13 protein-coding genes, 1 tRNA gene and 1 pseudogene are annotated in these 24,269 nt (G+C 61.4%); 6 read left to right on the plus strand and 9 right to left on the minus strand.

All coding sequences use genetic code 11. The features are described from left to right. The first annotated feature begins 230 nt into the window (after positions 1 to 230). The 3 genes from MU848_RS04635 to MU848_RS04645 all read left to right on the plus strand — a co-directional run bounded on the left by MU848_RS04635 (position 231) and on the right by MU848_RS04645 (position 4,619). Entirely contained in the window at positions 231 to 1,298 is a 1,068-nt protein-coding gene (locus MU848_RS04635; RefSeq protein ID WP_247230521.1) for a hypothetical protein, read from the plus strand. A 352-nt stretch (positions 1,299 to 1,650) separates the two neighbouring features. Beyond that, on the plus strand, positions 1,651 to 4,164 hold the full coding sequence (locus MU848_RS04640) for a TonB-dependent receptor (RefSeq protein ID WP_247230522.1): 2,514 nt from the start codon (positions 1,651 to 1,653) through the stop codon (positions 4,162 to 4,164). A 50-nt stretch (positions 4,165 to 4,214) separates the two neighbouring features. Beyond that, positions 4,215 to 4,619, plus strand: a complete 405-nt coding sequence (locus MU848_RS04645; RefSeq protein WP_247230524.1) for a VOC family protein — start codon at positions 4,215 to 4,217, stop codon at positions 4,617 to 4,619. Positions 4,620 to 4,755: 136 nt separating this feature from the next. Here the strand turns inward: MU848_RS04645 and MU848_RS04650 are convergent, their stop codons facing one another. Continuing rightward, on the minus strand, positions 4,756 to 5,337 hold the full coding sequence (locus MU848_RS04650) for a nitroreductase family protein (RefSeq protein WP_247230526.1): 582 nt from the start codon (positions 5,335 to 5,337) through the stop codon (positions 4,756 to 4,758). A gap of 264 nt (positions 5,338 to 5,601) precedes the next feature. On the opposite strand from MU848_RS04650, the gene MU848_RS04655 reads away from it, so the two are divergent. Continuing rightward, positions 5,602 to 6,279 (plus strand): TetR/AcrR family transcriptional regulator, encoded by a 678-nt coding sequence (locus MU848_RS04655; RefSeq protein ID WP_247230527.1) that lies wholly within the window; start codon positions 5,602 to 5,604, stop codon positions 6,277 to 6,279. A gap of 181 nt (positions 6,280 to 6,460) precedes the next feature. On the opposite strand, the gene MU848_RS04660 is transcribed toward MU848_RS04655, so the two are convergent. The 6 genes from MU848_RS04660 to MU848_RS04685 form a co-directional block, all read right to left on the minus strand. After that, positions 6,461 to 6,534 (minus strand) — tRNA-Gln (locus tag MU848_RS04660). Positions 6,535 to 6,751: 217 nt separating this feature from the next. After that, positions 6,752 to 11,008, minus strand: a complete 4,257-nt coding sequence (gene rpoC / locus MU848_RS04665; RefSeq protein ID WP_097092196.1) for a DNA-directed RNA polymerase subunit beta' — start codon at positions 11,006 to 11,008, stop codon at positions 6,752 to 6,754. 85 nt (positions 11,009 to 11,093) lie between these two features. Further along, positions 11,094 to 15,260: a DNA-directed RNA polymerase subunit beta gene (rpoB, locus tag MU848_RS04670; protein ID WP_247230529.1), complete on the minus strand. Its 4,167-nt coding sequence runs from the start codon at positions 15,258 to 15,260 to the stop codon at positions 11,094 to 11,096. Positions 15,261 to 15,568: 308 nt separating this feature from the next. Further along, the gene (locus MU848_RS04675; protein WP_247230531.1) at positions 15,569 to 16,570 is read right to left on the minus strand and encodes an inorganic phosphate transporter; all 1,002 of its coding nucleotides are present in this window, start codon (positions 16,568 to 16,570) and stop codon (positions 15,569 to 15,571) included. Between the two features lie 128 nt (positions 16,571 to 16,698). After that, positions 16,699 to 17,814, minus strand: a complete 1,116-nt coding sequence (locus tag MU848_RS04680) for a DUF47 family protein (RefSeq protein ID WP_201514761.1) — start codon at positions 17,812 to 17,814, stop codon at positions 16,699 to 16,701. Between the two features lie 97 nt (positions 17,815 to 17,911). Continuing rightward, positions 17,912 to 20,083 (minus strand): TonB-dependent receptor domain-containing protein, encoded by a 2,172-nt coding sequence (locus MU848_RS04685; protein ID WP_247230532.1) that lies wholly within the window; start codon positions 20,081 to 20,083, stop codon positions 17,912 to 17,914. A 219-nt stretch (positions 20,084 to 20,302) separates the two neighbouring features. Here MU848_RS04685 and MU848_RS04690 point away from each other — a divergent pair. Then, a pseudogene (locus tag MU848_RS04690) lies at positions 20,303 to 20,483 on the plus strand (ATP-binding protein); the annotation flags it as partial. Positions 20,484 to 20,594: 111 nt separating this feature from the next. On the opposite strand, the gene MU848_RS04695 reads toward MU848_RS04690, so the two are convergent. Further along, positions 20,595 to 21,539, minus strand: coding sequence for a LysR family transcriptional regulator (locus MU848_RS04695; protein WP_247230534.1), 945 nt, complete (start codon positions 21,537 to 21,539; stop codon positions 20,595 to 20,597). Between the two features lie 148 nt (positions 21,540 to 21,687). Here MU848_RS04695 and MU848_RS04700 point away from each other — a divergent pair, with 148 nt between their 5' ends. After that, on the plus strand, positions 21,688 to 23,022 hold the full coding sequence (locus MU848_RS04700; protein WP_247230536.1) for a lipopolysaccharide biosynthesis protein: 1,335 nt from the start codon (positions 21,688 to 21,690) through the stop codon (positions 23,020 to 23,022). 124 nt (positions 23,023 to 23,146) lie between these two features. Here MU848_RS04700 and MU848_RS04705 read toward each other — a convergent pair whose 3' ends face one another. Further along, positions 23,147 to 24,265, minus strand: a complete 1,119-nt coding sequence (locus MU848_RS04705; RefSeq protein WP_247230537.1) for a glycosyltransferase — start codon at positions 24,263 to 24,265, stop codon at positions 23,147 to 23,149. Positions 24,266 to 24,269 lie beyond the last annotated feature (4 nt).

A 24,269-nucleotide genomic window follows, 5' to 3' on the forward strand; every position in this document is an offset into this window, starting at 1 on the left:
CATCCTCATCCGACCACGGTGGGATTAAAGTTGACCATCGTCAACGATTTTGCGAGAGTTCCGTTCACTCGGAACAAGGCCGAAACCATGAAAATTCTCCCATTTTGGCTACAGTTGACGACCGTCAACTTATGGTCCAAAATTCCGTCCGCATCCGCTCGAATCGCGACGGGCCGAGCCGCTTTGCGCGGACGATTTGAGCGAAACGTGCTTAATCAATGGAGTGCCTGATGACCACCGACATTGCCGACCAGTTTCGCCCGTTTGCGCCGCCTTATGTGATCGAAAACGCGTATACGGAAGATCAGCGTCAGCGGATATTCAAGGTCGTGCGGGAGAATGGCCCCTGGCCGCTTATTCTCGCCGAGAACTTCAAGTCGCCGGAAGAAGTCATTGCTGCGGTCGGCGGCACCATTCCTGAAGGTATGACCCTTACCTGGGACATGATCCTGCAGGGTAGCGGGACGTTTCGCGGGTATATCGCCCGGCAGGGTGTCTGCTTCTATCCTGAACTGAACGACTGCTATTATAATTCCAAGTTCCTCGAAATGGCGCGCAACTATTGGGGCGCCCAATATGCGGAGCCGGAGACGTTCCTGATCAACATTCAGGGGCCGACCATCATCGGTGGACCGCCGCATCTCGACGGCACGGTGTTCCGTGGCATGACCATGGAAAACACGCCGATCTGGCTTCTCCTGACGATGGCGAAGTCTCGCCTGTTCGAACATTGGCGCAGCAAGAAGATGCAGGTTACCGGCTGGTATTATAAGGGCAATATCGGCGGCGGCTTCAACTATTGGCCGGACGGTCCGCGCGGCGAACCCAAGCAGATCACCGCGCCTATGTGGGGTCGCGCTGTCGTTGCCGAAAACGAGATGATGTTCCATCATGCTCAGGCGACCGGTCCGCTTGCCATGCGTCGTTCCGAAGGGCTGGATATCAGCAGCGTGATGGCGCCTGATCCGACGGTCGAAGGCGGCTGGCGGATCGAGACCAACGGCGTGATCAATCAGCAGTTGCCGGCAGACGAAGTGCGCCTGCTCGTCCACTGGGGTGCACGAGTGTTCATGGATATGGCCGACCTGAAGCGGACGTTCGATCACACCGACGACATCACGCATGACAAGGCTTTGAACATGCTGATGGACGAAGCCCGCAAGCGCGGCGCTCAGTTCGAAACGCCGACCGATCCGCTGACCGATCGCGCCTTCATCGGCATGCTTTCCCAAGTTTTCGCTGTGAATGGCCCGACGAACATTCCGGCCGACATGGACGAAGCGCCGCTCGCCGCCTGATTACGGCAAACGGTACATTGCAAGATCGAGTGAATGGCGGGCCCTTGCGGCCCGCCATTTTCGTTTTGGTCTGTCCAAAAATGGGAGTCGGCGACGATAATAATATTACAGCATTTCCGGACCGGCGGAGACTTGTAGAACAACGAGCTGTGCAAATAAATTCAGCTTGACAACGGTTGAAATACGTCAACTATTGAAGGTGGCGAATGTAGCGGTGCGCAGTCGGTTAAGTTTCTGACTGAACGAATATAAATGCCCAGTCGCCGATCGGAACCGGCAACTTTGCCGGGGGCCGCGATGTCCCATATGGAGGGGGCATTGCTACATATGGGGAGTAGCAATGATGCGAACAGTGAAAAACAGCTTGAAGCTTCTGTGCGGAGCCGGGGTGACGGCGTTGTGGGTCGCCGGAGCCGCGCATGCGCAGGCCCAATCGTCCGCAGGTTCGAACGAGAACCTGGAGTCTTCGCCCGACATCGTGGTCACCGCGCAACGCCGCGACGAGCGTGCACAGGACGTGCCCATCGCGATTACGGCATTTTCGCCAGAGCGCCTTCAGCAGCAGGGCATCACGCAGCCGCAGAATTTGCAGGCGACCGTCCCCTCGCTTGTCGTCGGCAACAATGGCAATCCGTCACGTGAAGCGCAAAGCTTTACGATCCGGGGGCAGGGTGCGACTTTCCAGGCGTCTCCGGGCGTTGTTGTCTATTTGAACGAAGTGCCGCTGCCTGCGCCGATTTCCATCCCTCAACAGGGCGGCGCCGGTAATTTCGTAGATCTGGAAAATGTCCAGGTCCTGAACGGGCCGCAAGGTACTTTGTTCGGACGTAATACGACTGGCGGTGCGGTCCTGCTCGTTCCGAAGAAGCCGACAAACGACTTTGAAGGCTATGTCCAAGGCAAGTTCGGTAGCTATGACAACAAGGAACTGGAAGGCGCGATCAACATCCCGATCGTGGATGACAAAGTCCTGCTACGGGTCGCCGGAGCCTATCAGGATCGAGATGGCTACACGCGGGATGTGGTCTGGAACACCGATCGTGACAACTTGCATTGGTATTCCGGCCGCGTTGGATTGACGCTGCGGCCGACCGAGAATTTCGAAAACTACACCATGGCCTACGGGGCGAATTCCCGGACGCATGGCACTGGTACGGTCAACACCTATCTCAACGTTCCGGGACTCGCGGCCACGAGTCTGGTAGGCCTTCCTTTCTGCGTCGAAGGGCCTACAATCCCGGGCTTCAGTGCATCGTGCGACGTATACAGAGCGGCTAGCGCCGAAGCAGCCGCGCGTGGTCCAAGGGAGACGGCGCACGGCACCAATTCGTTCCAGAGGACAAAAACCTGGGGTGTCACCAATACTTCGACGCTCAATCTGAATGAAGAACTGACGCTGCGTAACATCATCAGCTATCAACGTTTCAAGACGACATATGCCGTCGATAGTGACGGCACCATCTTCCAGTTCGATGATGGTGACCCGAGGAGTTATCCGGCTCCTGGCGTTGTGACGCTTCCTGGTGACGGCACCCCGGTGGTTTATGAAAACGCCTCGCCCACGCGGCTGCCGCGCGACGATATCAAGGTGTTTACCGAGGAACTGCAGCTCCAGGGCGACTTGTTCGACAAGCAACTCACCTTTACCGCAGGCGCTTTCTATTATGATCAGCGTCCAGCGGGGGCTCAGGGAGCGGGGGCGACGGGCTTCTGTCCAGCCTTGTTCACCGGCAATCCATTGGTTTGCGGCGTGTATGATATCAGATACGCGATCACCAACACTTCGAAAGCGCTATACGCGCAGTCGACACTGGATCTAGGGTTGGTTTCGCCTGCACTACAGAACCTCAAGGTCACAGGCGGCGTTCGATATACTTGGGATAGGGTTCGTGGCTCGGCTGCCCTGTATCAGGTACTCGCCCCAGGGGAATTTTTCTGTTTCAGCGACAATTCGATAGCGACAGAAGCTACTGGCTGCCAATTTGAAGCAAATCTGAAAACCAAAGAGCCAACCTGGAATATCGGTGTAGACTACAGATTCTCACCCGAGTTGCTGGTTTACGGGAAGATCAGCCGCGGCTACAAGGCAGGCGGCATCAACGCAAACGCCGTATTCACGAGCACCCGGACATTTCCACCGGAGTTTGTCACCTCCTACGAAGCCGGGTTCAAGTCGGATGTGCGATTGGCAGGTATGCCGCTTCGCCTCAACGGCACCTATTATTATCTGACCTACAAGGGTATTCAGCGCGCTACAGGCGACTTCAATCCCGACACCTTCGCATCTGGCGCCAGGGTCCTGTCGGCCGATGCACGTATTCAGGGCGTGGAAGCGGAAGCATCGCTGCGACCGATCCCCGGTGTCGAGATCGGCGGTACGTTCAGCTACACCGATGCGAAGTATAAAAAATATGAGTTTGTGCCGAGCAGCCCGACCCAGGACTGCACCGGCAATGTCATCAGCGATCCGGCGACTGTGAACCTTGCCTGCATTCCGTTCCAATATGTGTCGCCGTACATCTACAGCTTCCATGTATCGGCGGAGCAGCCCCTTGGTAATGATCTCGGCACCTTGGCGATGTTCGTCAACTATTCGCACACCTCGGCGCAGCATACGGCGGGGACCAGCATTCCTGGAAATCAGCCGGGTGAGCGGCTTGAACCCTTCGGAACGCTGAACCTGTCGCTCGACTGGCGGAATGTTGCGGGCAGCCGTATGGACGTGGGCTTCTACGCCACCAACCTGACGAACAAGCTGTATCGGGTGAGCAATAGCAATACCTACAATAGTCAGCTGTTCACCGCGACTCTATATGGAGAACCCAGAATGTACGGGGTTCGTCTACGCTATTCATTCGGGAGGTAATATTAATTTGCCCGAGGGAATGTCTAAGTTGAAACCGGAAAGTGTTAAATATGTCGGATGATGTGAATAAGGTAATTCCCTTGGGCTTCACTAAGCTTATCGTGCAGGACCTCGACAAGGTCGGGGCATTTTACGGGGCGGTCTGCGGGTTGGTAGAGGAGGCGCAGGTCGATGCAGATATTGCGGGCCGTCCCATCCGAGAATTGTACTTCAAGTCAAATCCGCCGGGGACTGGGAACTTCACGCTAACCAAGTTCCTTGATGTGGATAAGACGCCCACAGAGTCGCTTATCCTCGGGTTCATCGCGGACGACATCCATCGCTTCGTGAAAGATGCTGTCGCTGCGGGTGGCGTTGTGGTGATGGCCGTTCAAGCTGATCCTGAACATGGTGTCCATGTTGCCTTCGTCAAGGACGTCGAAGGCAATCTGATCGAGGTGGTCCAGCTTATGTGAGCCGCCTGGCCGTCATGCGTGGAACGGCCGTTCAGTCAGTTCCAGCGCCTACGGCTTCTGGGCCAAGCGAAAGGGGAGGTGCATTGCGTCTCCCCATAGCGGCGTCTTAAATAACTGACAGGCGCCTCAGTCTGGATCAGGTCCGGAAATTCCCGGAATAGGCCAGCTCTTCCAGGGGTTTGCGGTCGCTCGGCTGTTCGCGCGCCTGAAGTTTTTCAGGGAGATTTGCAGGATCGCCCATCCGCCCGATCGCCACCGCTGCTTCAATGCGGAAGCCATCGGGGATGGCGAGTTCCGTCCGCGTCTTTTCCATGTCTATCCCGACCATCCCGTGGGCATGATAGCCGAGCAGATGCGCCTGCAGTGCTATCGCCGCCCAGGCGGCGCCCGCGTCGAAGCTATGCGAGTGGCTAGGCTTGTCGGGCGCTCCCATCGTCGTCTCGCTCAGGATGAACAGCAGCACGGATGCGTCCTTGGCCCAAACTGCGTTGAAAGGGATGAGAAGGTCGAGGAAACGATCCCAATTCGCCGCGTCATCGCGCGTCGCGTAAAGAAAACGCCAAGGCTGATAGTTGAAGGAGGAAGGAGCCCAGCGCCCGGCATCCAGGATCGTGCGCAAATCTTCGGCAGACATGACAGAGCCATCGAAAGCGCGCGGTGACCAGCGGTGCAGGAACATCGGGTCCAAAGCCGTGTCAGTCTGCCGATTGGTCGTCATGTCTTTTTTGTTCCTTTGCTAGAGTTTGTGCACAGACGGGCTTCCCGTTTCGCCGCCAAAAGGCTTGACTAATTGTTGTCGTATGTCAACTTCGTAAAGCTTTGATCTCGTACGAGCCAGGCTGGGGCGTCAGGGGATGAGTTGTGATCTGAGCCTTTGCTTCCAACCTTAGGCAAGCGCAAATTGGAGGATGTCAACGTTTCATGATCCGATGATATGTTGCCTGAACTTTTCAACATTCAAAATCAGCGCTACGGGAGGGGTATGACTGATCAAAAGGTGAAAAAGGCGAAGCTCGTTGCTCCTCCGCGTCCCGGCGTATATTCGCGCGGCTCCGACACGGTTGACGCGATATTGAAGGCTGCGCTGCACGTCCTGGTTGAAGAAGGTGCGTCAGCCTTCACACTACGCCGCATAGCGGCTCAATGCGGCATGAAGGTCGGAAATGTAAGCCGGCACTTCCCCCGCAAGGAAATGCTGGTCCAGGTGCTGCTGGAAGAATTGCTCACCCCGACGGTGGGGGAGGCGAGGAGCAGCCTTACCCGCCGCGGCATACCCGCCGAAGAAGCGCTAGCTCTCGTCATCGGCGGCACTCTCGATGAAACCAAGACCAAGAAGATGACCCATCTGTTCACGGAATTGTGGGCGATGGCGAACCATAATCAGTTCGTCGCCGAACGGATCGAGATGGTCTATCAATATATGCATGACCTCACGGCGTCCTATATCGCCGAACTGAACCCCGCGCTGTCGCCTGCGGAGGTGAGCGTCGTGGCCCTGTTTATCAACACGTCGATCGAAGGATCAACGATATTGGCAGGCTATGGCAGACCGTGGGAGGCCATGATGCCGCAGCTCAAGGCCTTTACAGTCAAATCCCTTATCCATCTCGCCAAGACGATCACCCCTGAAGAGGTGAATGGGCTCCGTCCCGCAGCATGATCATCTAGCGTCCCGCTACGCCTGGCTTTAAAGGATACAGTCATGGCAGCCAGCTTGCGAAGCTGACAGCGCTGGAGGAGTGCTGTGACCTTGAGCTCAGGGGAGCGCGCCGTGCCCTACGTTTGCCGGAGTGTTAGCGTTCCGATAGGCCAATGCAAGAAACTGGCAGCATCTTGTTTAGTGGATGCCCGACAAGGATTCGAACCTTGATTGACGGAGTCAGAGTCCGCTCTCTTACCATTAGAGGATCGGGCACCAAGGCGGGGGTCGCCCGCATTGGAAGCGCGCAAATAGGCTGGTTGGATCGGCTGGTCAAGGGGCTTGCGCCGGAAAAATGCCGCGCACTTCGGCCATGAAAAAGCCCGCCGGACGTGCTGTCACGTCCGGCGGGCTCTTTTCATCATCCCTTGTGGGGTAGATGGGCTTGGGAGCCGCTTCCAATGTAGGAAGCGGCTCTCCTCATTTCAAAAGGTCAGTCGAGGTCCTGCGTGGTGAAGTCTTCACCCTGAACAGCTGCCAGCGGATCGTCTCCGATCGCGGCTTCCGGACCCTGCGCCAGTTCGGCGGCATGCTCTTCAGCGGCCGTTTTGGGCGCGATCAGGTCAACCTGGCTCGACGCCCGCAGAGCAGCCCGCATCGCCGCGTCACGCGACGAGGCGGCAACGCGCATGCGGTTCATGCCAGCGCCGGTGCCCGCCGGGATGAGGCGGCCGACAATGACGTTTTCCTTAAGGCCAACCAGCGTGTCCTTCTTGCCCTGAACCGCCGCTTCCGTGAGGACGCGGGTGGTTTCCTGGAAGGAGGCCGCCGAGATGAAGGAACGCGTCTGCAGCGAGGCCTTGGTGATGCCGAGCAGTACCGGCTTGCCTTCGGCAGGCTGGTAGCCGGCCGGAAGCTTCGCGTTGATCTCGTCCATTTCCTCGCGATCGACCTGCTCGCCCACCAGCAAAGTGGTGTCGCCGGACACGGTGATCTCGACTTTTTGCAGCATCTGACGAACGATCGTTTCGATGTGCTTGTCGTTGATCTTCACGCCCTGCAAGCGATAAACTTCCTGGATTTCCGCGACCAGATATTCGGCCAGCGGCTCGATGCCGAGCACTTCCAGGATGTCATGCGGGTCGGGTGAACCACCGATCAGGTTATCGCCGCGCTTCACGAAGTCGCCTTCCTGAACGTCGATCACCTTGCTCTTGGGGATCAGATATTCGACCGGCTCGCCGCCATCCTCGGGATTGATGGCGATCTTGCGCTTCGCCTTGTAATCCTTGAGGAACTGGACGCGGCCCGACACCTTGGCAATGATCGCATTGTCCTTGGGCTTGCGGGCTTCGAACAGTTCGGCGACGCGCGGCAGACCGCCGGTGATGTCGCGGGTCTTCGCGGCTTCGCGAGAAACACGCGCCAGCACGTCACCAGCCTGCACCTGCGCACCATCATCGACCGACAGGGTCGCACCCACCGCCAGCATGTAGCGGGCAGCTTCGCCCGACTGATCGTCGAGCAGGGTGAGGCGGGGACGCAGATCCTCCTTCGTACGGGCGGAACCGCGATGCTCCGTGACGACGCGCTGGGCGATGCCCGTGGCTTCGTCGGTCTGCTCGGTCAGCGTCTTGCCGTCGATCAGGTCCTGATACTTCACGATGCCCGGCTTTTCCGTGATCACCGGCATGGTGAACGGATCCCACTCAGCGAAGCGGTCGCCCTTCTTCACGGCATCGCCATCTGCGAACAGGATGGTGGCGCCGTAAGGCAGGCGGTGCGTTTCGCGCTCGCGGCCTTCGGAGTCGATGATCGCGATTTCGCCGTTGCGGGCGAGGCTGAGGCGGCGGCCATTCTTGTCGGTGATGGTTGGCATGTCGCGCAGCTCGATCGTGCCGTCCGACAGGGCTTCCAGGTTCGACGTTTCGTTGAAGTTCGCCGCGCCGCCGATGTGGAAGGTACGCATGGTGAGCTGCGTACCCGGTTCACCGATGGACTGTGCCGCGATGACGCCGACCGCTTCACCGATATTCACCGGCGTACCACGGGCGAGGTCACGGCCGTAGCACTTGCCGCAGACACCCATTTTGCTTTCGCAGATGAGGGGTGAGCGGATCTTCACGGCCTGCGTGCCGATCGCCTCGATCTGCGCCACCAGCGCTTCGTCGAGCAGCGTGCCGATCGGAACGATGACCGAACCGTCCTTGCTGTCGACGATGTCCTGCGCCGTGGTGCGGCCCAGGATACGCTCGCCAAGCGAGGCGATGACCGAACCACCCTGAACGATGGCCTTCATCTCCAGCGCCTTTTCGGTGCCGCAATCCTCTTCGACGACCGTGCAATCCTGCGACACATCGACCAGACGGCGGGTCAGGTAACCCGAGTTCGCCGTCTTGAGCGCGGTGTCGGCCAGACCCTTACGCGCGCCGTGGGTTGAGTTGAAGTACTCAAGGACGGTCAGACCTTCCTTGAAGTTCGAGATGATCGGCGTTTCGATGATCTCGCCGCTCGGCTTGGCCATCAGGCCGCGCATACCGGCAAGCTGCTTCATCTGGGCCTGCGAACCACGGGCACCGGAGTGCGCCATCATGTAGATCGAGTTGATCTGGGCCATGCGACCGGTCTGCGGGTCCTTGGGCTGGGCGCGGATTTCGTCCATCATGGCGTTCGCGACCTGGTCGCCGCAACGGCTCCAGGCGTCGATCACCTTGTTGTACTTTTCCTGCTGGGTGATCAGGCCGTCCTGATATTGCTGCTCATAGTCGGCCACCAGCGCCTTGGTTTCGTCGACCATCGCGGTCTTCGAATCCGGGATCACCATGTCGTCCTTGCCGAACGAGATACCGGCCTGGAACGCGTGGCGGAAGCCCAGCGCCATGATGGCGTCGGCGAACAGCACCGTGTCCTTCTGACCGGTGTGACGATAGACCTGGTCGATGACGTCACCGATTTCCTTCTTGGTGAGAAGGCGGTTGACCACGTCGAACGGCACCTTGTGCGACTTGGGCAGACATTCGCCGAGCAGCATGCGGCCCGGGGTCGTCTCGAAGCGCTTCATATACTGCTGACCGGCTTCGTCTGTCTGCGGCACGCGGCTGATGATCTTCGAGTGAAGCGTCACGGCCTTGGCATAGAGAGCCTGGTGGACCTCCTGCATGTCGGCCAGCAGCATGCCTTCGCCCGGCTCGCCTTCGCGCTCCATGGACAGGTAATAGATACCCAGAACCATGTCCTGCGAAGGAACGATGATCGGCTTGCCGTTCGCGGGCGAGAGGATGTTGTTGGTCGACATCATCAGCACGCGCGCTTCGAGCTGGGCTTCCAGCGAGAGAGGCACGTGGACGGCCATCTGGTCACCGTCGAAGTCGGCGTTGAAGGCCGAGCAGACGAGCGGGTGCAGCTGGATCGCCTTGCCTTCGATCAGCACGGGTTCGAACGCCTGGATGCCGAGGCGGTGAAGCGTCGGCGCGCGGTTCAGCATGACCGGGTGTTCGCGAATGACTTCGTCGAGAATGTCCCAGACTTCCTTGCGCTCCTTCTCGACCCACTTCTTGGCCTGCTTCAGGGTCATGGACAGACCCTTGGCGTCGAGGCGGGCGTAGATGAAGGGCTTGAACAGTTCGAGCGCCATCTTCTTGGGCAAGCCGCACTGGTGCAGCTTGAGTTCCGGACCGGTCACGATCACCGAACGGCCCGAATAGTCGACGCGCTTGCCGAGCAGGTTCTGACGGAAGCGGCCCTGCTTACCCTTGAGCATGTCAGACAGCGACTTGAGCGGACGCTTGTTGGCGCCGGTGATGACACGGCCGCGGCGGCCATTGTCGAACAGGGCGTCGACGGCCTCCTGCAACATGCGCTTTTCGTTGCGGACGATGATGTCCGGCGCGCGCAGTTCCATCAGGCGCTTCAACCGGTTGTTACGGTTGATGACGCGGCGATAGAGGTCGTTGAGGTCCGACGTAGCGAAGCGGCCGCCGTCCAGCGGCACCAGCGGACGCAGTTCCGGCGGGATGACCGGCACCACGTCTAGGATCATCCATTCGGGGCGGTTGCCCGATTCCAGGAAGCTCTCAACCACCTTCAGGCGCTTGATGATCTTCTTGGGCTTCAGCTCCGACTTGGTGGTCGCCAGTTCGTCCAGCAGCGCGACCTTTTCACCTTCAAGGTCGAGGTCCATCAGCATCTGCTTGACGGCCTCGGCACCAATCCCTGCGGAGAAGGCGTCCTCGCCATATTCGTCCTGCGCGTCGAGCAGCTCGTCTTCAGTCAGAAGCTGGAACTTTTCGAGCGGTGTCAGACCCGGCTCGGTGACGATGTAGCTCTCGAAATACAGCACGCGCTCAAGCTGCTTGAGCTGCATGTCGAGGAGCAGGCCGATGCGTGAGGGCAGCGACTTCAGGAACCAGATGTGCGCGACGGGCGCTGCCAGTTCGATATGGCCCATCCGCTCGCGGCGGACCTTCGACACCGTAACTTCGACACCGCACTTTTCGCAGACGATGCCCTTATACTTCATGCGCTTATACTTGCCGCACAGGCACTCATAGTCCTTGATCGGACCAAAAATGCGTGCGCAGAACAGGCCGTCACGCTCGGGCTTGAACGTACGATAGTTGATGGTTTCCGGCTTCTTGATCTCGCCGAACGACCAACTGCGGATGCGCTCGGGAGAGGCGAGGCCGATCTGGATCTGGTCGAAGGTTTCCGGCTTCTGGACCGGGTTCGCGAAGTTCGTCAGTTCGTTCATTTCTCATTCCCTCTAGAGGGTAAATTTTCGGGGCGAGGAGAGGGGAGAGAGCGCTGCCTTCGGGAGACAGCGCTCCGAGATTCCCTTATTCCGCCGCCTGCGCGAAGCCGTCGCCGTCTTCCTCGATCTCGTCCATCGACGCGAGTTCGACGTTGAGGCCCAGCGAGCGCATTTCCTTGACCAGCACGTTGAAGCTTTCGGGAATACCGGCCTCGAAAGTGTCGTCGCCCTTGACGATCGCTTCATAGACCTTGGTACGGCCGACCACGTCGTCGGACTTCACCGTCAGCATTTCCTGCAGCGTGTAGGCGGCACCATAGGCCTGGAGCGCCCACACCTCCATTTCACCGAAGCGCTGGCCACCAAACTGCGCCTTACCGCCCAGCGGCTGCTGGGTAACAAGCGAGTAGGGGCCGATGGAACGTGCGTGGATCTTGTCGTCGACCAGGTGGTGCAGCTTCAGCATGTAGATGATGCCGACGGTCACCTTTCGGTCGAACCGATCGCCAGTCCGGCCGTCGTACAGGTCCGACTGACCCGACGAGTGCAGGCCCGCCAGCTCCAGCATCGCCGAAACGTCGGCTTCGCGGGCACCGTCGAACACCGGGGTCGCCATCGGCACGCCGCGTGTAAGATGTTGAGCCAAGTCAACGATCTGCTCGGCCGTGCGGCCTTCGATCTGGTCAGCATATTGCGGCCCGTAGGTTTCGAGCAGACGGGTCTTCACCGCGTCCGGCATCTCGCCGCCCTGCGCATTTGGATTGGCGTCACGCCATTCCTCCAGCGCATGCTTGAGCTGCTGGCCGAGGCCGCGCGCGGCCCAGCCGAGGTGCGTTTCGAAGATCTGCCCGACGTTCATGCGCGATGGCACGCCGAGCGGGTTAAGCACGATGTCGACATGGGTGCCGTCCTCAAGGAACGGCATGTCCTCGATGGGCAGGATGCGAGAGATGACACCCTTGTTGCCGTGACGGCCGGCCATCTTGTCGCCCGGCTGCAGCTTGCGCTTCACCGCGACGAAGACCTTCACCATCTTCAGCACGCCCGGGGGCAGCTCGTCGCCGCGCTGCAGCTTGTCGACGCGATCCTCGAACTTCTCGACGATCAGCTTCACCGCTTCGTCATACTGCGCCTTAACGGCTTCGATGCCGGCTTGGCGGGCGTCGTCCGCAACCGCGAACTTCCACCATTCATGACGCTCGACTTCAGAGAGCAGGGCCTCGTCGATCTCCACGCCCTTCTTGACGCCCTTGGGAGCAGCCGTGGCCGTCTGGCCGAGCAGCATTTCCTGCAAGCGGTTGAAGGTCGCGCGATTGAGGATGGCGCGTTCGTCTTCACGATCCTTGGCGAGGCGGTCGATTTCCTCCCGCTCGATCGCCATGGCGCGCTCGTCCTTGTCGATGCCGTGGCGGTTGAAGACGCGGACTTCCACGACCGTACCGGCAACGCCCGGCGGCAGACGCAGCGAGGTGTCGCGCACGTCGCTCGCCTTTTCACCGAAGATCGCACGGAGCAGCTTTTCTTCCGGGGTCATCGGCGATTCACCCTTGGGGGTGATCTTGCCGACCAGAATGTCGCCCGGTTCCACTTCGGCGCCGATGTAGACGATACCCGCCTCGTCGAGGTTGCGCAGCGCTTCTTCACCGACGTTCGGAATGTCGCGGGTGATGTCTTCCGGTCCGAGCTTGGTATCGCGGGCCATGACCTCGAACTCCTCGATATGGATCGAGGTGAAGACGTCATCCTTCACGATCCGCTCGGAGATCAGGATGGAGTCTTCGTAGTTGTAGCCGTTCCAGGGCATGAACGCGACCAGCGTGTTCCGGCCCAGCGCCAGTTCGCCGAACTCGGTCGAGGGACCGTCGGCGATCACGTCGCCGCCCTCGATCAGGTCGCCCACCTTTACCAGCGGACGCTGGTTGATGCAGGTGTCCTGGTTCGAACGCTGGAACTTCTGGAGCGTGTAGATATCGACGCCCGACTGGCCGGGTTCGATGTCTCCGGTAGCGCGGATGACGATACGGGTCGCGTCGACCTGGTCAACGATGCCGGGACGTTTGGCCGCGATGGCTGCGCCGGAGTCGCGCGCAACCGTACCTTCCATGCCGGTGCCGACGAACGGCGCTTCGGCATTGACGAGCGGCACGGCCTGACGCTGCATGTTCGATCCCATGAGCGCGCGGTTGGCGTCATCGTTTTCCAGGAACGGGATGAGCGAGGCCGCGACCGACACCAGCTGCTTGGGGCTGACGTCCATCAGGGTGATGTGGTCCTTGGGCGCCATCAGGAACTCGCCCGCTTCACGCGCCGAGATCAGGTCTTCCGCCAGCGTGCCATCGTCGTTCAGCTCAGCGTTGGCCTGCGCGATCGTGTGCTTGGCTTCTTCCATCGCCGACAGATAGACGACCTCATTGGTCACCTTGCCGTCGATCACCTTGCGGTAAGGCGTTTCGATGAAGCCGTACTTGTTGACACGGCTGAATGTGGCCAGCGAGTTGATCAGACCGATGTTCGGGCCTTCCGGCGTCTCGATCGGGCAGATACGGCCATAATGGGTCGGATGAACGTCGCGGACTTCGAAGCCTGCGCGCTCGCGGGTGAGGCCGCCCGGCCCGAGCGCCGAAACGCGGCGCTTGTGGGTGACTTCCGACAGCGGATTGGTCTGGTCCATGAACTGCGAGAGCTGCGAGGAGCCGAAGAATTCACGCACCGCAGCCACGGCGGGTTTCGCGTTGATGAGATCGTTCGGCATCACGGTCGACACGTCGACGCTCGACATGCGCTCCTTGACGGCGCGCTCCATGCGGAGAAGGCCGACGCGATACTGGTTTTCCAGAAGCTCGCCCACCGAACGGACGCGGCGATTGCCGAGATTGTCGATATCGTCGATCTCGCCCTTGCCGTCCTTCAGGTTCACCAGTTCCTTGACCACGGCGAGGATGTCCTCGGTGCGGAGCGTGGTGACGGTGTCCTCGGCATCGAGGTCGAGGCGCATGTTGAGCTTCACGCGGCCGACGGCCGAGAGATCATAGCGCTCGGGATCGAAGAAGAGGCCGGCGAAGAGGGCTTCAGCAGTTTCCTTCGTCGGCGGTTCGCCGGGGCGCATGACGCGATAGATATCGGACAGCGCCTGGTCGCGCTCTTCAGCCTTGTCGGCTTTCAGCGTGTTGCGGATCCAGGGACCGGTGGTGACATGATCAATGTCGAGCAGTTCGAGACGGTCGATGCCGGCCTTGTCCAGCTTTTCCAGATTCTCGGGGCTGACTTCGTCACCGGCCTCGATGTAAATCTCACCCGTGCTCTCGTTGATGAGGTCGTAGGCGCTGTAGCGGCCATAGACTTCCTCGGTCGGGATCAGCAGCGTTTCGAGCCCGTCCTTTTCCGCCTTGTTGGCGGCGCGGGGCGAGATCTTGTGACCGGCAGCGAACACGACTTCGCCCGACTTTGCGTCGACAATGTCGAACGCCGGCTTCTGACCGCGCCATGCTTCGGCGGTATAGGGGATCTGCCAGCCGCCTTCGCCGCGCAGGAAGGTCACTTTGTTATAGAAATAGCCAAGAATGTCTTCGGCATTGAGGCCGAGCGCATAGAGCAGCGCCGTAACCGGCAGCTTGCGCTTACGGTCGATACGGACGTTGACGATGTCCTTGGCGTCGAATTCGAAGTCGAGCCATGAACCGCGATACGGAATCACGCGAGCAGCGAACAAATATTTGCCCGACGAGTGGGTCTTGCCACGGTCATGGTCGAACAGGACGCCCGGCGAACGGTGCATTTGCGACACGATGACCCGCTCTGTACCATTGACGATGAAGGTGCCGTTCTGCGTCATGAGCGGCATGTCGCCCATGTAGACGTCCTGCTCCTTGATATCGAGCACGGAGCGGGTTTCGGTGTCCTGGTCGACTTCGAACACGATCAGGCGCAGCGTGACGCGCATCGGGGCGGCGTAGGTGATGCCCCGCTGACGGCATTCCTCGACGTCGTACTTCGGATCTTCCAGTTCATAATGAACGAAGTCCATTTCGGCCGTGCCCGCGAAATCGCGGATCGGAAAGACCGAGCGCAGTGTCTTTTCCAGGCCGGAGACATAGCCGGTCTTCGGATCGGAGCGGAGGAACTGTTCATAGCTCTCCCGCTGGACCTCGATCAGGTTCGGCATCTGCACCACTTCGTGGATGTCGCCGAATACCTTTCTAATGCGCTTCTTCGCGCCGGTATTGCTGATCGGGGGGAGAGCTTTGGTCGCCATTGCGTTTCCTGCCTGTAGTTCGTCGCATTTATTCGCATCACAGCGAAAATTCAGCCTGACGAGACGGGTCCAAGCGCTGATTCGCGCCTATGCCGCCACGCAAAAAAGTGCGGGCCGGGACTGTCCGATCCGCACTGTCAGCACCTTGTGACCCACTAATGTCGCCCAATCCCGCCGGTTTCGCGCGCTATTCGAAGCCGGTCCCCGGGCGATCCAGGGGACGGTCCATGCCTGCCGGAAAGCTTGCAAGGACCGGATTTTCAAAACGCCATATAGAGACAAGGCGGCCGCTTGTGAAGGGGCGAACGTCAGAACAGCCTGGTCAGTTCGTAAAAACCCGCACCGATCAGCGCCGCTGCCGGGAGAGTCACCACCCAGGCGATGACAATGCTTGAGGCGACGTTCCAGCGGACTGCGGACAGGCGGCGGGAAGCGCCAACGCCGACGATCGCGCCAGTGATGGTGTGGGTCGTCGATACCGGGACGCCAAGATGCGTCGCCATGAACAGCGTGATCGCGCCGCCGGTTTCCGCGCAGAAGCCCTGGGCTGGAGTGAGGCGCGTGATCTTCGATCCCATGGTGTGGACGATTTTCCATCCGCCCAGCAGCGTGCCGATGCCCATCGCGGCCTGACAGGAAATCACGACCCAGAAAGGAACGTGGAAGCCGCCTTCAAGCATGCCCTGCGAATAAAGAAGGACAGCGATGATCCCCATCGTCTTTTGCGCGTCGTTGCCGCCATGGCCGAGCGAGTAGAGCGAGGCGGAGACGAGTTGCAGCTTGCGGAAGACGCGGTCCGCGCCCTGCGGAGTGAAGCGGCGGAAGATCCAACTGATGATCAGGACCAGTAGCAGCGCGAGCAGCAGGCCGATGGCGGGAGACATCACAATAGCGGCGCTGGTCTTGAACACGCCGCTCCAGACCACTGCGCTCAAACCCGCCTTGGCCGTGCCCGCACCCAGCAGGCCGCCGATCAGAGCGTGGCTGCTGGAGGAGGGGATGCCCAGCCCCCAGGTGATGAGGTTCCACGCGATCGCGCCCATCAGAGCCCCGAAGATCACCTGCGGATCGATGATGCTCGCATCGACGATGCCCTTGCCAACCGTCTCCGCGACATGAAGGCCGAAGAAAAGGAAGGCGATGAAATTGAAAAAGGCCGCCCAGGCCACGGCATATTGAGGCTTCAACACGCGCGTCGATACGATCGTGGCGATCGAGTTCGCCGCGTCATGCAGGCCGTTCAGGAAGTCGAATGCAAGCGCCACCCCGATAAGGGCGACAAGCAGCGGAAAGGCGAGATGGGCTTCCATGGCGGGTTATGCTTTGTCCTGCATGGATGGAGGCGTCCTACTTCGGTTCGCTTCGAGCATGATTGAGAAACGGCATATGCGTGGTGCCTATTTCTAGGCTTGGCGCGAAGCGGAGGGAGCGAGAGGCGTCAGGCGTGATCGATCACCAGGCCGGAGATTTCATTGGCGACATCCTCAAACCGATCAGTCACCTTTTCCAAATGGGCGTAGATTTCATTGCCGACGACAAAGTCCATGGGATTGCCTTGGCGCGCTTGATTGTAGAGCGCCTTCAGTCCCGCTTCGTGCAATATGTCTGCGTGGCCTTCCAGCTTGACCAGCCTCTCCGTCAGATCGTGGAGCCGCACTGAGTTGAGGCTGAGCGAGCGCAACAGCGGCATGGCTTCGGCGGTGATGCGGGCGCATTCGACGATCAGCGCGCTCATATCCTGCATCTGCGGCGCGAAATCCTTGACCTCGAACAGGGCGATCGCCTTGGCGGTCTGGTTCATCTGGTCGATGGCGTCGTCCATCACGCCGATCAGGCCAGTGATGGCGCTGCGGTCGAACGGGGTGACAAAGATGCGGCGGACGTCCTGCAACACCTCGCGGATGATGTCGTCCGCTTCATGTTCCCGCGCCGAAATCTCCTGAATATGGGCGTCCATATCCGGGCCGCCCTTCAGCAGCTTGGCGAGCGCGTCAGCCCCCGCAACCAGGGTTGCCGCATGATCTTCGAACTGTTCGAAGAAGCGCCCCTGCTTGGGCATCAGCGCGTGAAACCACCGCAGCATTCCAGTCCTTTCGCTTTGCCATTCCTTGACCCGCAGCAGCATTCGGATGAACAAGCCGGGATCACGCGGCGGTTCGCGAAAGGCCGCGATAATGGTTTGAAGATCGGGTTCGTCGACTGCCTTCGCGGCCTCGGCGACCGGAAACCAGCGCAGTTCCCTCTGCCCCTGTTCGGGCCATTGCGATAACTGGCCCGTCACCGCAAGCGGAAAAACCTCCACGGTGGCTTCGCGCGAGCCACCTTTGCGGCGGCGCTTGTCATAGCGGTAGCGGCCCAGGGGGGCGGGGCAGGCGATGCCGTGGATGCCCGCCTCTTCATAGGCTTCGAGCTCCGCGGCCCGGTGCGAGGCCATGCCCTTGATACGATTGCCCTTGGGGATCACCCACCGGCGGGTTTCGCGCGACGTGATCAGCAGGATGCGCATGGAGCCGTCATCGGCGGTGGCGTAGGGAAGGGCGGCGATCTGACGCATCAGTCACCCCCTCCCAACGCCCGCCGCGCTTCTGGCCGCTCCCGGTTCATGCGCGCCTTGTAACGAAATCGTCACATTGCGCAATCAACCAGGTTGGTCAGATGGACAGGCGCGCCGTCACGCGGATGTCTCGCCCGGCGAGCGGCGCGAAGTCCTTGAGCACGCTGGCATGGCGCCGCGCTTCCACATCGAAGATATTGTTGGCGCTAACCGTGATGCTGGTGCGGTCGTTGCCGCTGAATGGCTTGAATGACAGTGATGCGTTGACCAGCGTGAAACCGCCTGTGCGCGTTTCCGAAGAGGCGATGCGATCCTGCGCGAAACTATGCTCCACCTCGCCGCGCAGTGTCAGCCGGTCGTCCTGCAACTGCAGCCCGCCGAGAAGGCGGAGCGGCGGGATGCGCGGCGCGGGCCCCGATCCGGTGATGGTTGCATGGACATAATCGGCCACGCCATCGAGGTTGAGGGCGTAGCGGCCCAGCTGCGCCAGCTTCACCGACCCCTCCACTTCGATGCCCCAATAGCGCGCGTCAGCCTGGGCATATTGGAAACAGGGAAATTCCAGCTCTGCGCCTCCATTGGCCGCCTGGCACACGCTGTCGTCGACGATCGCGTCGTAGATATAGCCGTCGAACCAGTTGTGATAGGCGGACAGGGATAGGGTGTAGCCGTTGCCCTGACCGCGCAGCGATCCTTCCACGCCCCAGCTCTTTTCCAGGCCGAAGTCGGGATTGCCAAGCTCGAATGCCTGCGTGCCCGCGTGATTGCCCCGCGCGAACAGTTCTTCGGCGGATGGCGCGCGTTCGGTGCGGGCGAGGTTCAGGCCTAGCCGCCAGCCGGGCACCACCTGCTGGCTTGCGCCGATGGATGCGGACACCGCGTCGAAGCTGCGGCGCTGCCCTGCGATGAACAGGTCGGCGTCAGGGTCCGAGCGCAGGCGCGTCTTTTCGTAGCGTGCCCCAGCTTCGAGCCGGGTATCACCCAGATCGATCGACTGGAGCGTGAAGAAGCCCAGCTGCTCTGTCTGGTTCCGGGGCAGGAACTTTTCCTCGCCATCTGCTGAAAAGCGGCGGGTGAAATATTGCACGCCGGTCGCACCATCCCAGACGCCACGGCGGGACTGGATGAATTCCAATCGGCTTTCCATCGATTGGTTGCGGAAGGTCGTGCCGATTTCGCCTGTCGGCTCGATTTCATCATGCCGATAGGTTGCCCAGCCCGCGCGCAGGCGGATGCTGTCGAGGAATGGTCCGTTCACCGCGACTTCGCCGCGCAGGTCGGCGCGAGTCTGCCGCATGGCGAGCGTCACATCCTCGTGGGAATGGCCGTGATCATGATCATCCTCATCGCCATGATCATGGTCATGATCATGGTCATGGTCGTGCGCCTCCGTCACATCGATACGCGATGGGACGCCATATCGATTTTCACTGTGGGAGACGGAGAAGCCCAGATTGCCTCGGTCCCCGACATAGGCGATGCCGCCTGCCACTTCCCAGGTTTCCGCCGCCGTATTCGGCAGCTTGCCGCGCAGCCGGCCATCCTCCCGGATTTCCTCCTCGTCAGACGCGGCGGCGATCGCGCGCAGCGGAGCGGAGAGGATATAGCCGCCGGTCCGCAAGTCGCCGGTCTTGGTGTAGCTGCCATCGGCATGTGCGACCAGGCCTCCGCCGATCGGCACTTCGATCTCGCCAGCGACAGTCCGCTCGTCGGCTGCGCTGCCATAGGTGGCGATGCCGTCCACATGCACCGGTTCGTCGGGGACGCGGCGGGGAATGCGGCTGTCGATCACATTGACCACGCCGCCAATCGCGGACGAGCCGTAGAGCAGCGCCGAAGGGCCGCGCAGGATTTCGATCCGATCGGCAGTCAGCGGATTGATCGCGACGGCGTGATCGACCGAGGTGTTCGACACGTCGAAACTGCCGATGCCGTCGGTCAGGATGCGCACGCGTTCGCCCTGAAAGCCGCGGAGGACGGGGCGGGAGGCGTTGGGGCCGAAGGATGTCGCGGACACGCCGGGCTGGCGCGCCAACGTCTCGCCGATGGTCGGCCGCAGGTCGCGGGTCAGTTCCGCACCGGAGAGGATCGACGTTCCCGACAATATGTCGCCCTGACGCCGGGGGATGATGGCGGTGACGACGATGTCGGCCTGCTGGTCGTGATAGGCGGACTGCTGGGGGGATGTGGTTTGGGAGATGGCAGGGAAAGCAAGGCAGATCGGGGCGAAGGCGCAGCTGGCTCGGAGGAGCGGCAGGGGGGAATTCATGAAGGAAAGCCTCGATTAAAACAGTTTTGCGGGTCGCGCCTAGCTTAAATGTTATAACGTATCAATGGAGAAGTTTGCCGGAGAAGGATGGGCGTCGGCGTCCGCGAGGGTAAGCTGCGATATTACCGATCACCCCTGCCGGTGAGTTGACGGCTTCATGGAAGGAGATGGCGCGGGTCTGAGGGGAAAGCGCGTAATGTCTGCCGTCCAGCATCGCGGGAGCAGCGCGAGGCCGAGCTCAAAGAGCAGGCGAAGCCTGGCAGCAGCTGCGCGAGGGGCCGCCAAACCGTCTGCCCTGGACCGGGCGGTTCAGTCCGCCACGCGTTCCGCCGCATCGTCGGTAGGACGGCAAGTCGCCAATGAAATCGGCCGCGCGGTGTTCGGAGGATCGAGCCGCCGTCTTCCAGCGGAAGCGCGCGTTCTACTTTTCCAGGTGACTGAAGGATCGCGGCGAGGCCTCAGGGCGCTGGCCGGGAGGCTTGGAAAGTGCGCGCGCTTGAGGCCCGCTTCGCTACAGGAAGAGAAATTCCGCGAGGGCGTGAGCGGGGGAATCCGGGTCGGCGCGGGGGTGCAGGGCTTGCCGGACCTCTATGGAGGGGAGGGGGCGTTCGAGGGACAAGCGGCGGATGCCTTGCATGCGGCCGAGGTCGCGCGCGAGGGGGCCGAAGGCGGCGAAACAGCCCGCGCCTTCCCGCAATATCGTCATGATGTCGAACATATTGTCGGTTTCGAGCACCGGAGCGCCCATGCGGATGCCATCGCGGGCAAGGGCTTCGTCGATGATGCGGCGAAGGCCGTTCTGCGGCTCCATTGCCAGCGTCGGGCTGATCAGGAGGTCGTCGGGCGTGACGATGTCGCGGCGGGCGAGGGGATGATCCGCCCCGGCATAGAGGTTGATCTGTTCCGACCAGCCATAGCGAGAGGGTAGCCCCGGCTGCTCGCCCAACGCATAGAAATAGGCGATGTCGACGCGGCCCTGCTCCAGCGCCGCGCGTGCCTCTTCGCCCAAGTGAATGGAGAGGTCGAGGGTTATCGCGATATCCTCATTCGCTTCCTCGAACGCGGCGAGCGCTTCCTGGAAATGACCGAAAACGGGGGCGGGCGCGGCGAGGACGATCGACTGCCGGTCTGCTTGGCGGGAGGGCTGCGGAGGCGCTGCTTCCGCCGGGGCAGGCGCAGGAGGTGGAGGCGGAGCGACGTCTCCGGACGCCCAATTTTCCTCCTGATCCTGCGACAGGAGGGTCATCGCCTCGGCGGTCTTGCGTCCGGCGGGGGTGAGCCGCTGACGGTCGAGGGGCCCTTCGAAAAGGCGGTAGCCCAGGCGCATTTCCAGCGAGGCGATGTCGCGGGCGATGTCCTCCACCGGAACGCCAAGGTCGCGGGCGCAGCGCGCCATGCTGCCCGCCGCCACCATCTGCGCGAAGATATCGAGTTGGCGCAGGGAAGGCGTGGCCATGCGGGGGTGATAGTGCAAATGGGAGGCTGGGGTAAGCGGGATATTTTTGGCACGGGCCGACTTGCTAGACATCTATTTGGGTTGCGTCCTGAGCTTTCGCCTCGACAATTCCGCTTGGCATCGGCGGTGAGTTCGGCAATCAGGCGCCATGATAAGTCGGTTCAGACGGGCGATAGCAGGCGGCGTGGGGGAGAAGCGTGGCTTTGCGAACATAGTCCGCAACACGGGCTGGCTGCTCGGCGGCAAGGGGCTGGGCGCGGTGCTGAGCCTTGTCTACCTCGCCATTGCGACGAGAACGATGGGTCCGGCGGGCTTCGGCGTGTTCAGCCTGGTCATCGCGATCGCCCAGTTCATCGCGCGCATCGTCACCTTCGACAGCTGGCAGGCGGTGGTGAAGTTCGGGCAGGCGCCATTGCGGGATGAGCAGAAATCCTCGCTCGCCCGGCTCGTCGGCGCGACATTGACAATAGATGTGCTGAGCGCGGTGGCGGGGATTGCGCTCGCTGCGGCCATTGCGCTGCTGTTGGGGCCGGTACTGGGATGGAACCGGCAGGTCGCCTGGATGGGGCTGGGTTATGCATCCGTCGTGCTGCTGGCCACGCGGTCGACGGCGGTTGGCATATTGCGCCTGCTGGATCGCTTTGCAGCCGCGGCTTTGGCGGAAAGCATGATGCCGATCACGCGCATGGCAGGCGCGCTGATCGCCTGGTGGTTCAATCCGACGCCACTCGGATTCCTGATGGCCTGGGCCTGTTCGGAAGTGGTGGTGTCCACAACCTACTGGATCCTCGCCTTTCGCTATGGCCGCAGTCACATCGGCGCGGTGAAGCCGGTCGGGATAGGGGAGGCGCGGCGGCACTTTCCCGGCATCCTCAACTTTTCGGTCGCGAGCAACATCAACCTCAGCCTGCTGGCGCTGATCAACAATGTGCCGATTTTCCTGGTCGGCATGTTCGCGGGCACCACGGGGGCGGGATATTACCGGCTGGCGGCGCAGCTGGGCAATGCGATGACGACTTTCTCGCAGCTCATGTCGCGCGCGATCTTTGCTGAGTCCACGCGCCATCATATGCGCGGCGGGCAGGAAGGCGACATGAGCGCGCTGCGCAAGCTGTCGCGGCAGATCAGCGCGGCTGCGGCCTTGAGCGCCATATTCATCATCCTGATGCTCTGGCTGGTCGGGGAGTGGGTGCTGGTCAAGATGTCCGGCGCGGCGTACCTGCCTGCCTATCCGTTGCTGCTGTTGCTGGCGGGCGCAGCGGCGATCGAGATGGCGGGAGTAAGTTTCGATCCCATTTTGATGACGATCGACCGGCAGCGGCTGACGGTGATGGTGCGGCTGGTGGAATGCGCGATTTTGGGCGCGCTGCTGGTGGTGTTGTTGCCCCGGCTGGGTGCGCAGGGGGCGGCACTGGGGGTGCTGGTGGCTTCCATGGGCGGTTTTGTGATGCGAGCGGCGGCGGTGCGGCGGCATTTGAGGTAGGGGTGGTTCGTTCAGAACGTCCCGCTCTTCCCCCCCAAAGAAGTGAAGCCGCCGGCTTGCAGCAGGCGCTCAGGACAGGCTTCGACAAGCTCAGGGCGAACGGTGACAGGTAGGTGAAGACGCGCTAGCGCAGCATCTCCGCGAACAGGGTCTGATATTGGGAAAGCGCGGCCTCCACGCCGTAAGTGCGCACCGCTTCCCGCGCGCGATTGGGGTCGGCGGTGCGGGAGAGGGTCCAGTCTATCGCCCGAGCGAAAGCGGCCGCATCGCCCACCGGCACCATCGGATGCTGCCCGGCATCGGCGATGATGTCGCGCAGATTGGGGGTGCAGTCGGTGATGACGAGCTGGCACCCGCATGCGAGCGCTTCGATCGCGGTGGCGGTGAGGCCTTCCCAGCGGGAGGACTGCAACAGCAGTTCGGCGTTTGCATAAAGCTCGGCCAAGGCCTGAGGGTCGGAGATGAAGCCGAGAAAGTCGATGCGGTCGGCTATGTCGAGGTCGGCGGCCTGCTGCTTGAGGTCGTCGAGCAACGGTCCTTGCCCGGCGATGCGCAGGCGCCAGTCATGGCCCTTCACCTGGGCGAGCGCGGCGAACATGGTGCGATGGTCCTTTTGCGGGACGAGGCGGCCCACCGCCAGTAGCTCACGTACCGTGCCCAGTGGGGTGCGGCGGCGTTCGCGGCCCACTTGCTCCAGCAGCGGGGTTATGGTGGGACGCGGCAGGAAGGCGACCTTTGCATGGACGGAGGGGCAGCCATGGCCAAGCAGATCGGCATCGCTGCGGCCCATGACGATGGTGCGGCCGCTGAGCCAGGCGGTCAGTTGGAAGCGCTTGCGCCGGAGCCACGCAAGGATGCCGCGCTTGCCGGGGCGGACGATGGGGTTGGAGATGCGGCCGACCGCCTGGGCCGGCGTGCCCAGCACGGCGAGAGCAACGAGCAGATTGCTCTGATTGCCGGCCGAATAGAGGATATGCGGCCGATGGTGCCGGATCATGCGGCGGAGCGCGGGCAGTTGGGTGAGCATCGAGAGGCCGCGCGGAAGCTTGGCCGCAGGGACCTGGCGCACGGCAACATCGGGCGCGATCAGCGAGGCAAGCGGGCCATCCATCCGGGCCATCCACAGTTCCGCGCCTGTTCCCTGTGCCGCCAGATGGTTGGCGAGCAGGATCGCGACCCGGTCCAGCCCGCCGTCGCTCGGCTCATAGAGATAGATAGCGATGCGATGGGTGTGATCGAGCATGGCC

It is taken from the genome of Sphingobium agri (assembly GCF_023051225.1).
GTDB lineage: Bacteria > Pseudomonadota > Alphaproteobacteria > Sphingomonadales > Sphingomonadaceae > Sphingobium > Sphingobium agri.

What these genes read in the sequence shown, in the direction of transcription:
- MU848_RS04680 (WP_201514761.1), bottom strand. Translation starts at nt 17,814, where the DNA reads ATGCGTCAGATCGCCGCCCTTCCCTACGCCACCGCCGATGACGGCTCC.
- rpoC (WP_097092196.1), bottom strand. Translation starts at nt 11,008, where the DNA reads ATGAACGAACTGACGAACTTCGCGAACCCGGTCCAGAAGCCGGAAACC.
- MU848_RS04645 (WP_247230524.1), top strand. Translation starts at nt 4,215, where the DNA reads ATGTCGGATGATGTGAATAAGGTAATTCCCTTGGGCTTCACTAAGCTT.
- MU848_RS04705 (WP_247230537.1), bottom strand. Translation starts at nt 24,265, where the DNA reads ATGCTCGATCACACCCATCGCATCGCTATCTATCTCTATGAGCCGAGC.
- MU848_RS04650 (WP_247230526.1), bottom strand. Translation starts at nt 5,337, where the DNA reads ATGACGACCAATCGGCAGACTGACACGGCTTTGGACCCGATGTTCCTG.
- MU848_RS04695 (WP_247230534.1), bottom strand. Translation starts at nt 21,539, where the DNA reads ATGGCCACGCCTTCCCTGCGCCAACTCGATATCTTCGCGCAGATGGTG.
- MU848_RS04675 (WP_247230531.1), bottom strand. Translation starts at nt 16,570, where the DNA reads ATGGAAGCCCATCTCGCCTTTCCGCTGCTTGTCGCCCTTATCGGGGTG.
- MU848_RS04685 (WP_247230532.1), bottom strand. Translation starts at nt 20,083, where the DNA reads ATGAATTCCCCCCTGCCGCTCCTCCGAGCCAGCTGCGCCTTCGCCCCG.
- MU848_RS04700 (WP_247230536.1), top strand. Translation starts at nt 21,688, where the DNA reads ATGATAAGTCGGTTCAGACGGGCGATAGCAGGCGGCGTGGGGGAGAAG.
- MU848_RS04635 (WP_247230521.1), top strand. Translation starts at nt 231, where the DNA reads ATGACCACCGACATTGCCGACCAGTTTCGCCCGTTTGCGCCGCCTTAT.
- rpoB (WP_247230529.1), bottom strand. Translation starts at nt 15,260, where the DNA reads ATGGCGACCAAAGCTCTCCCCCCGATCAGCAATACCGGCGCGAAGAAG.
- MU848_RS04655 (WP_247230527.1), top strand. Translation starts at nt 5,602, where the DNA reads ATGACTGATCAAAAGGTGAAAAAGGCGAAGCTCGTTGCTCCTCCGCGT.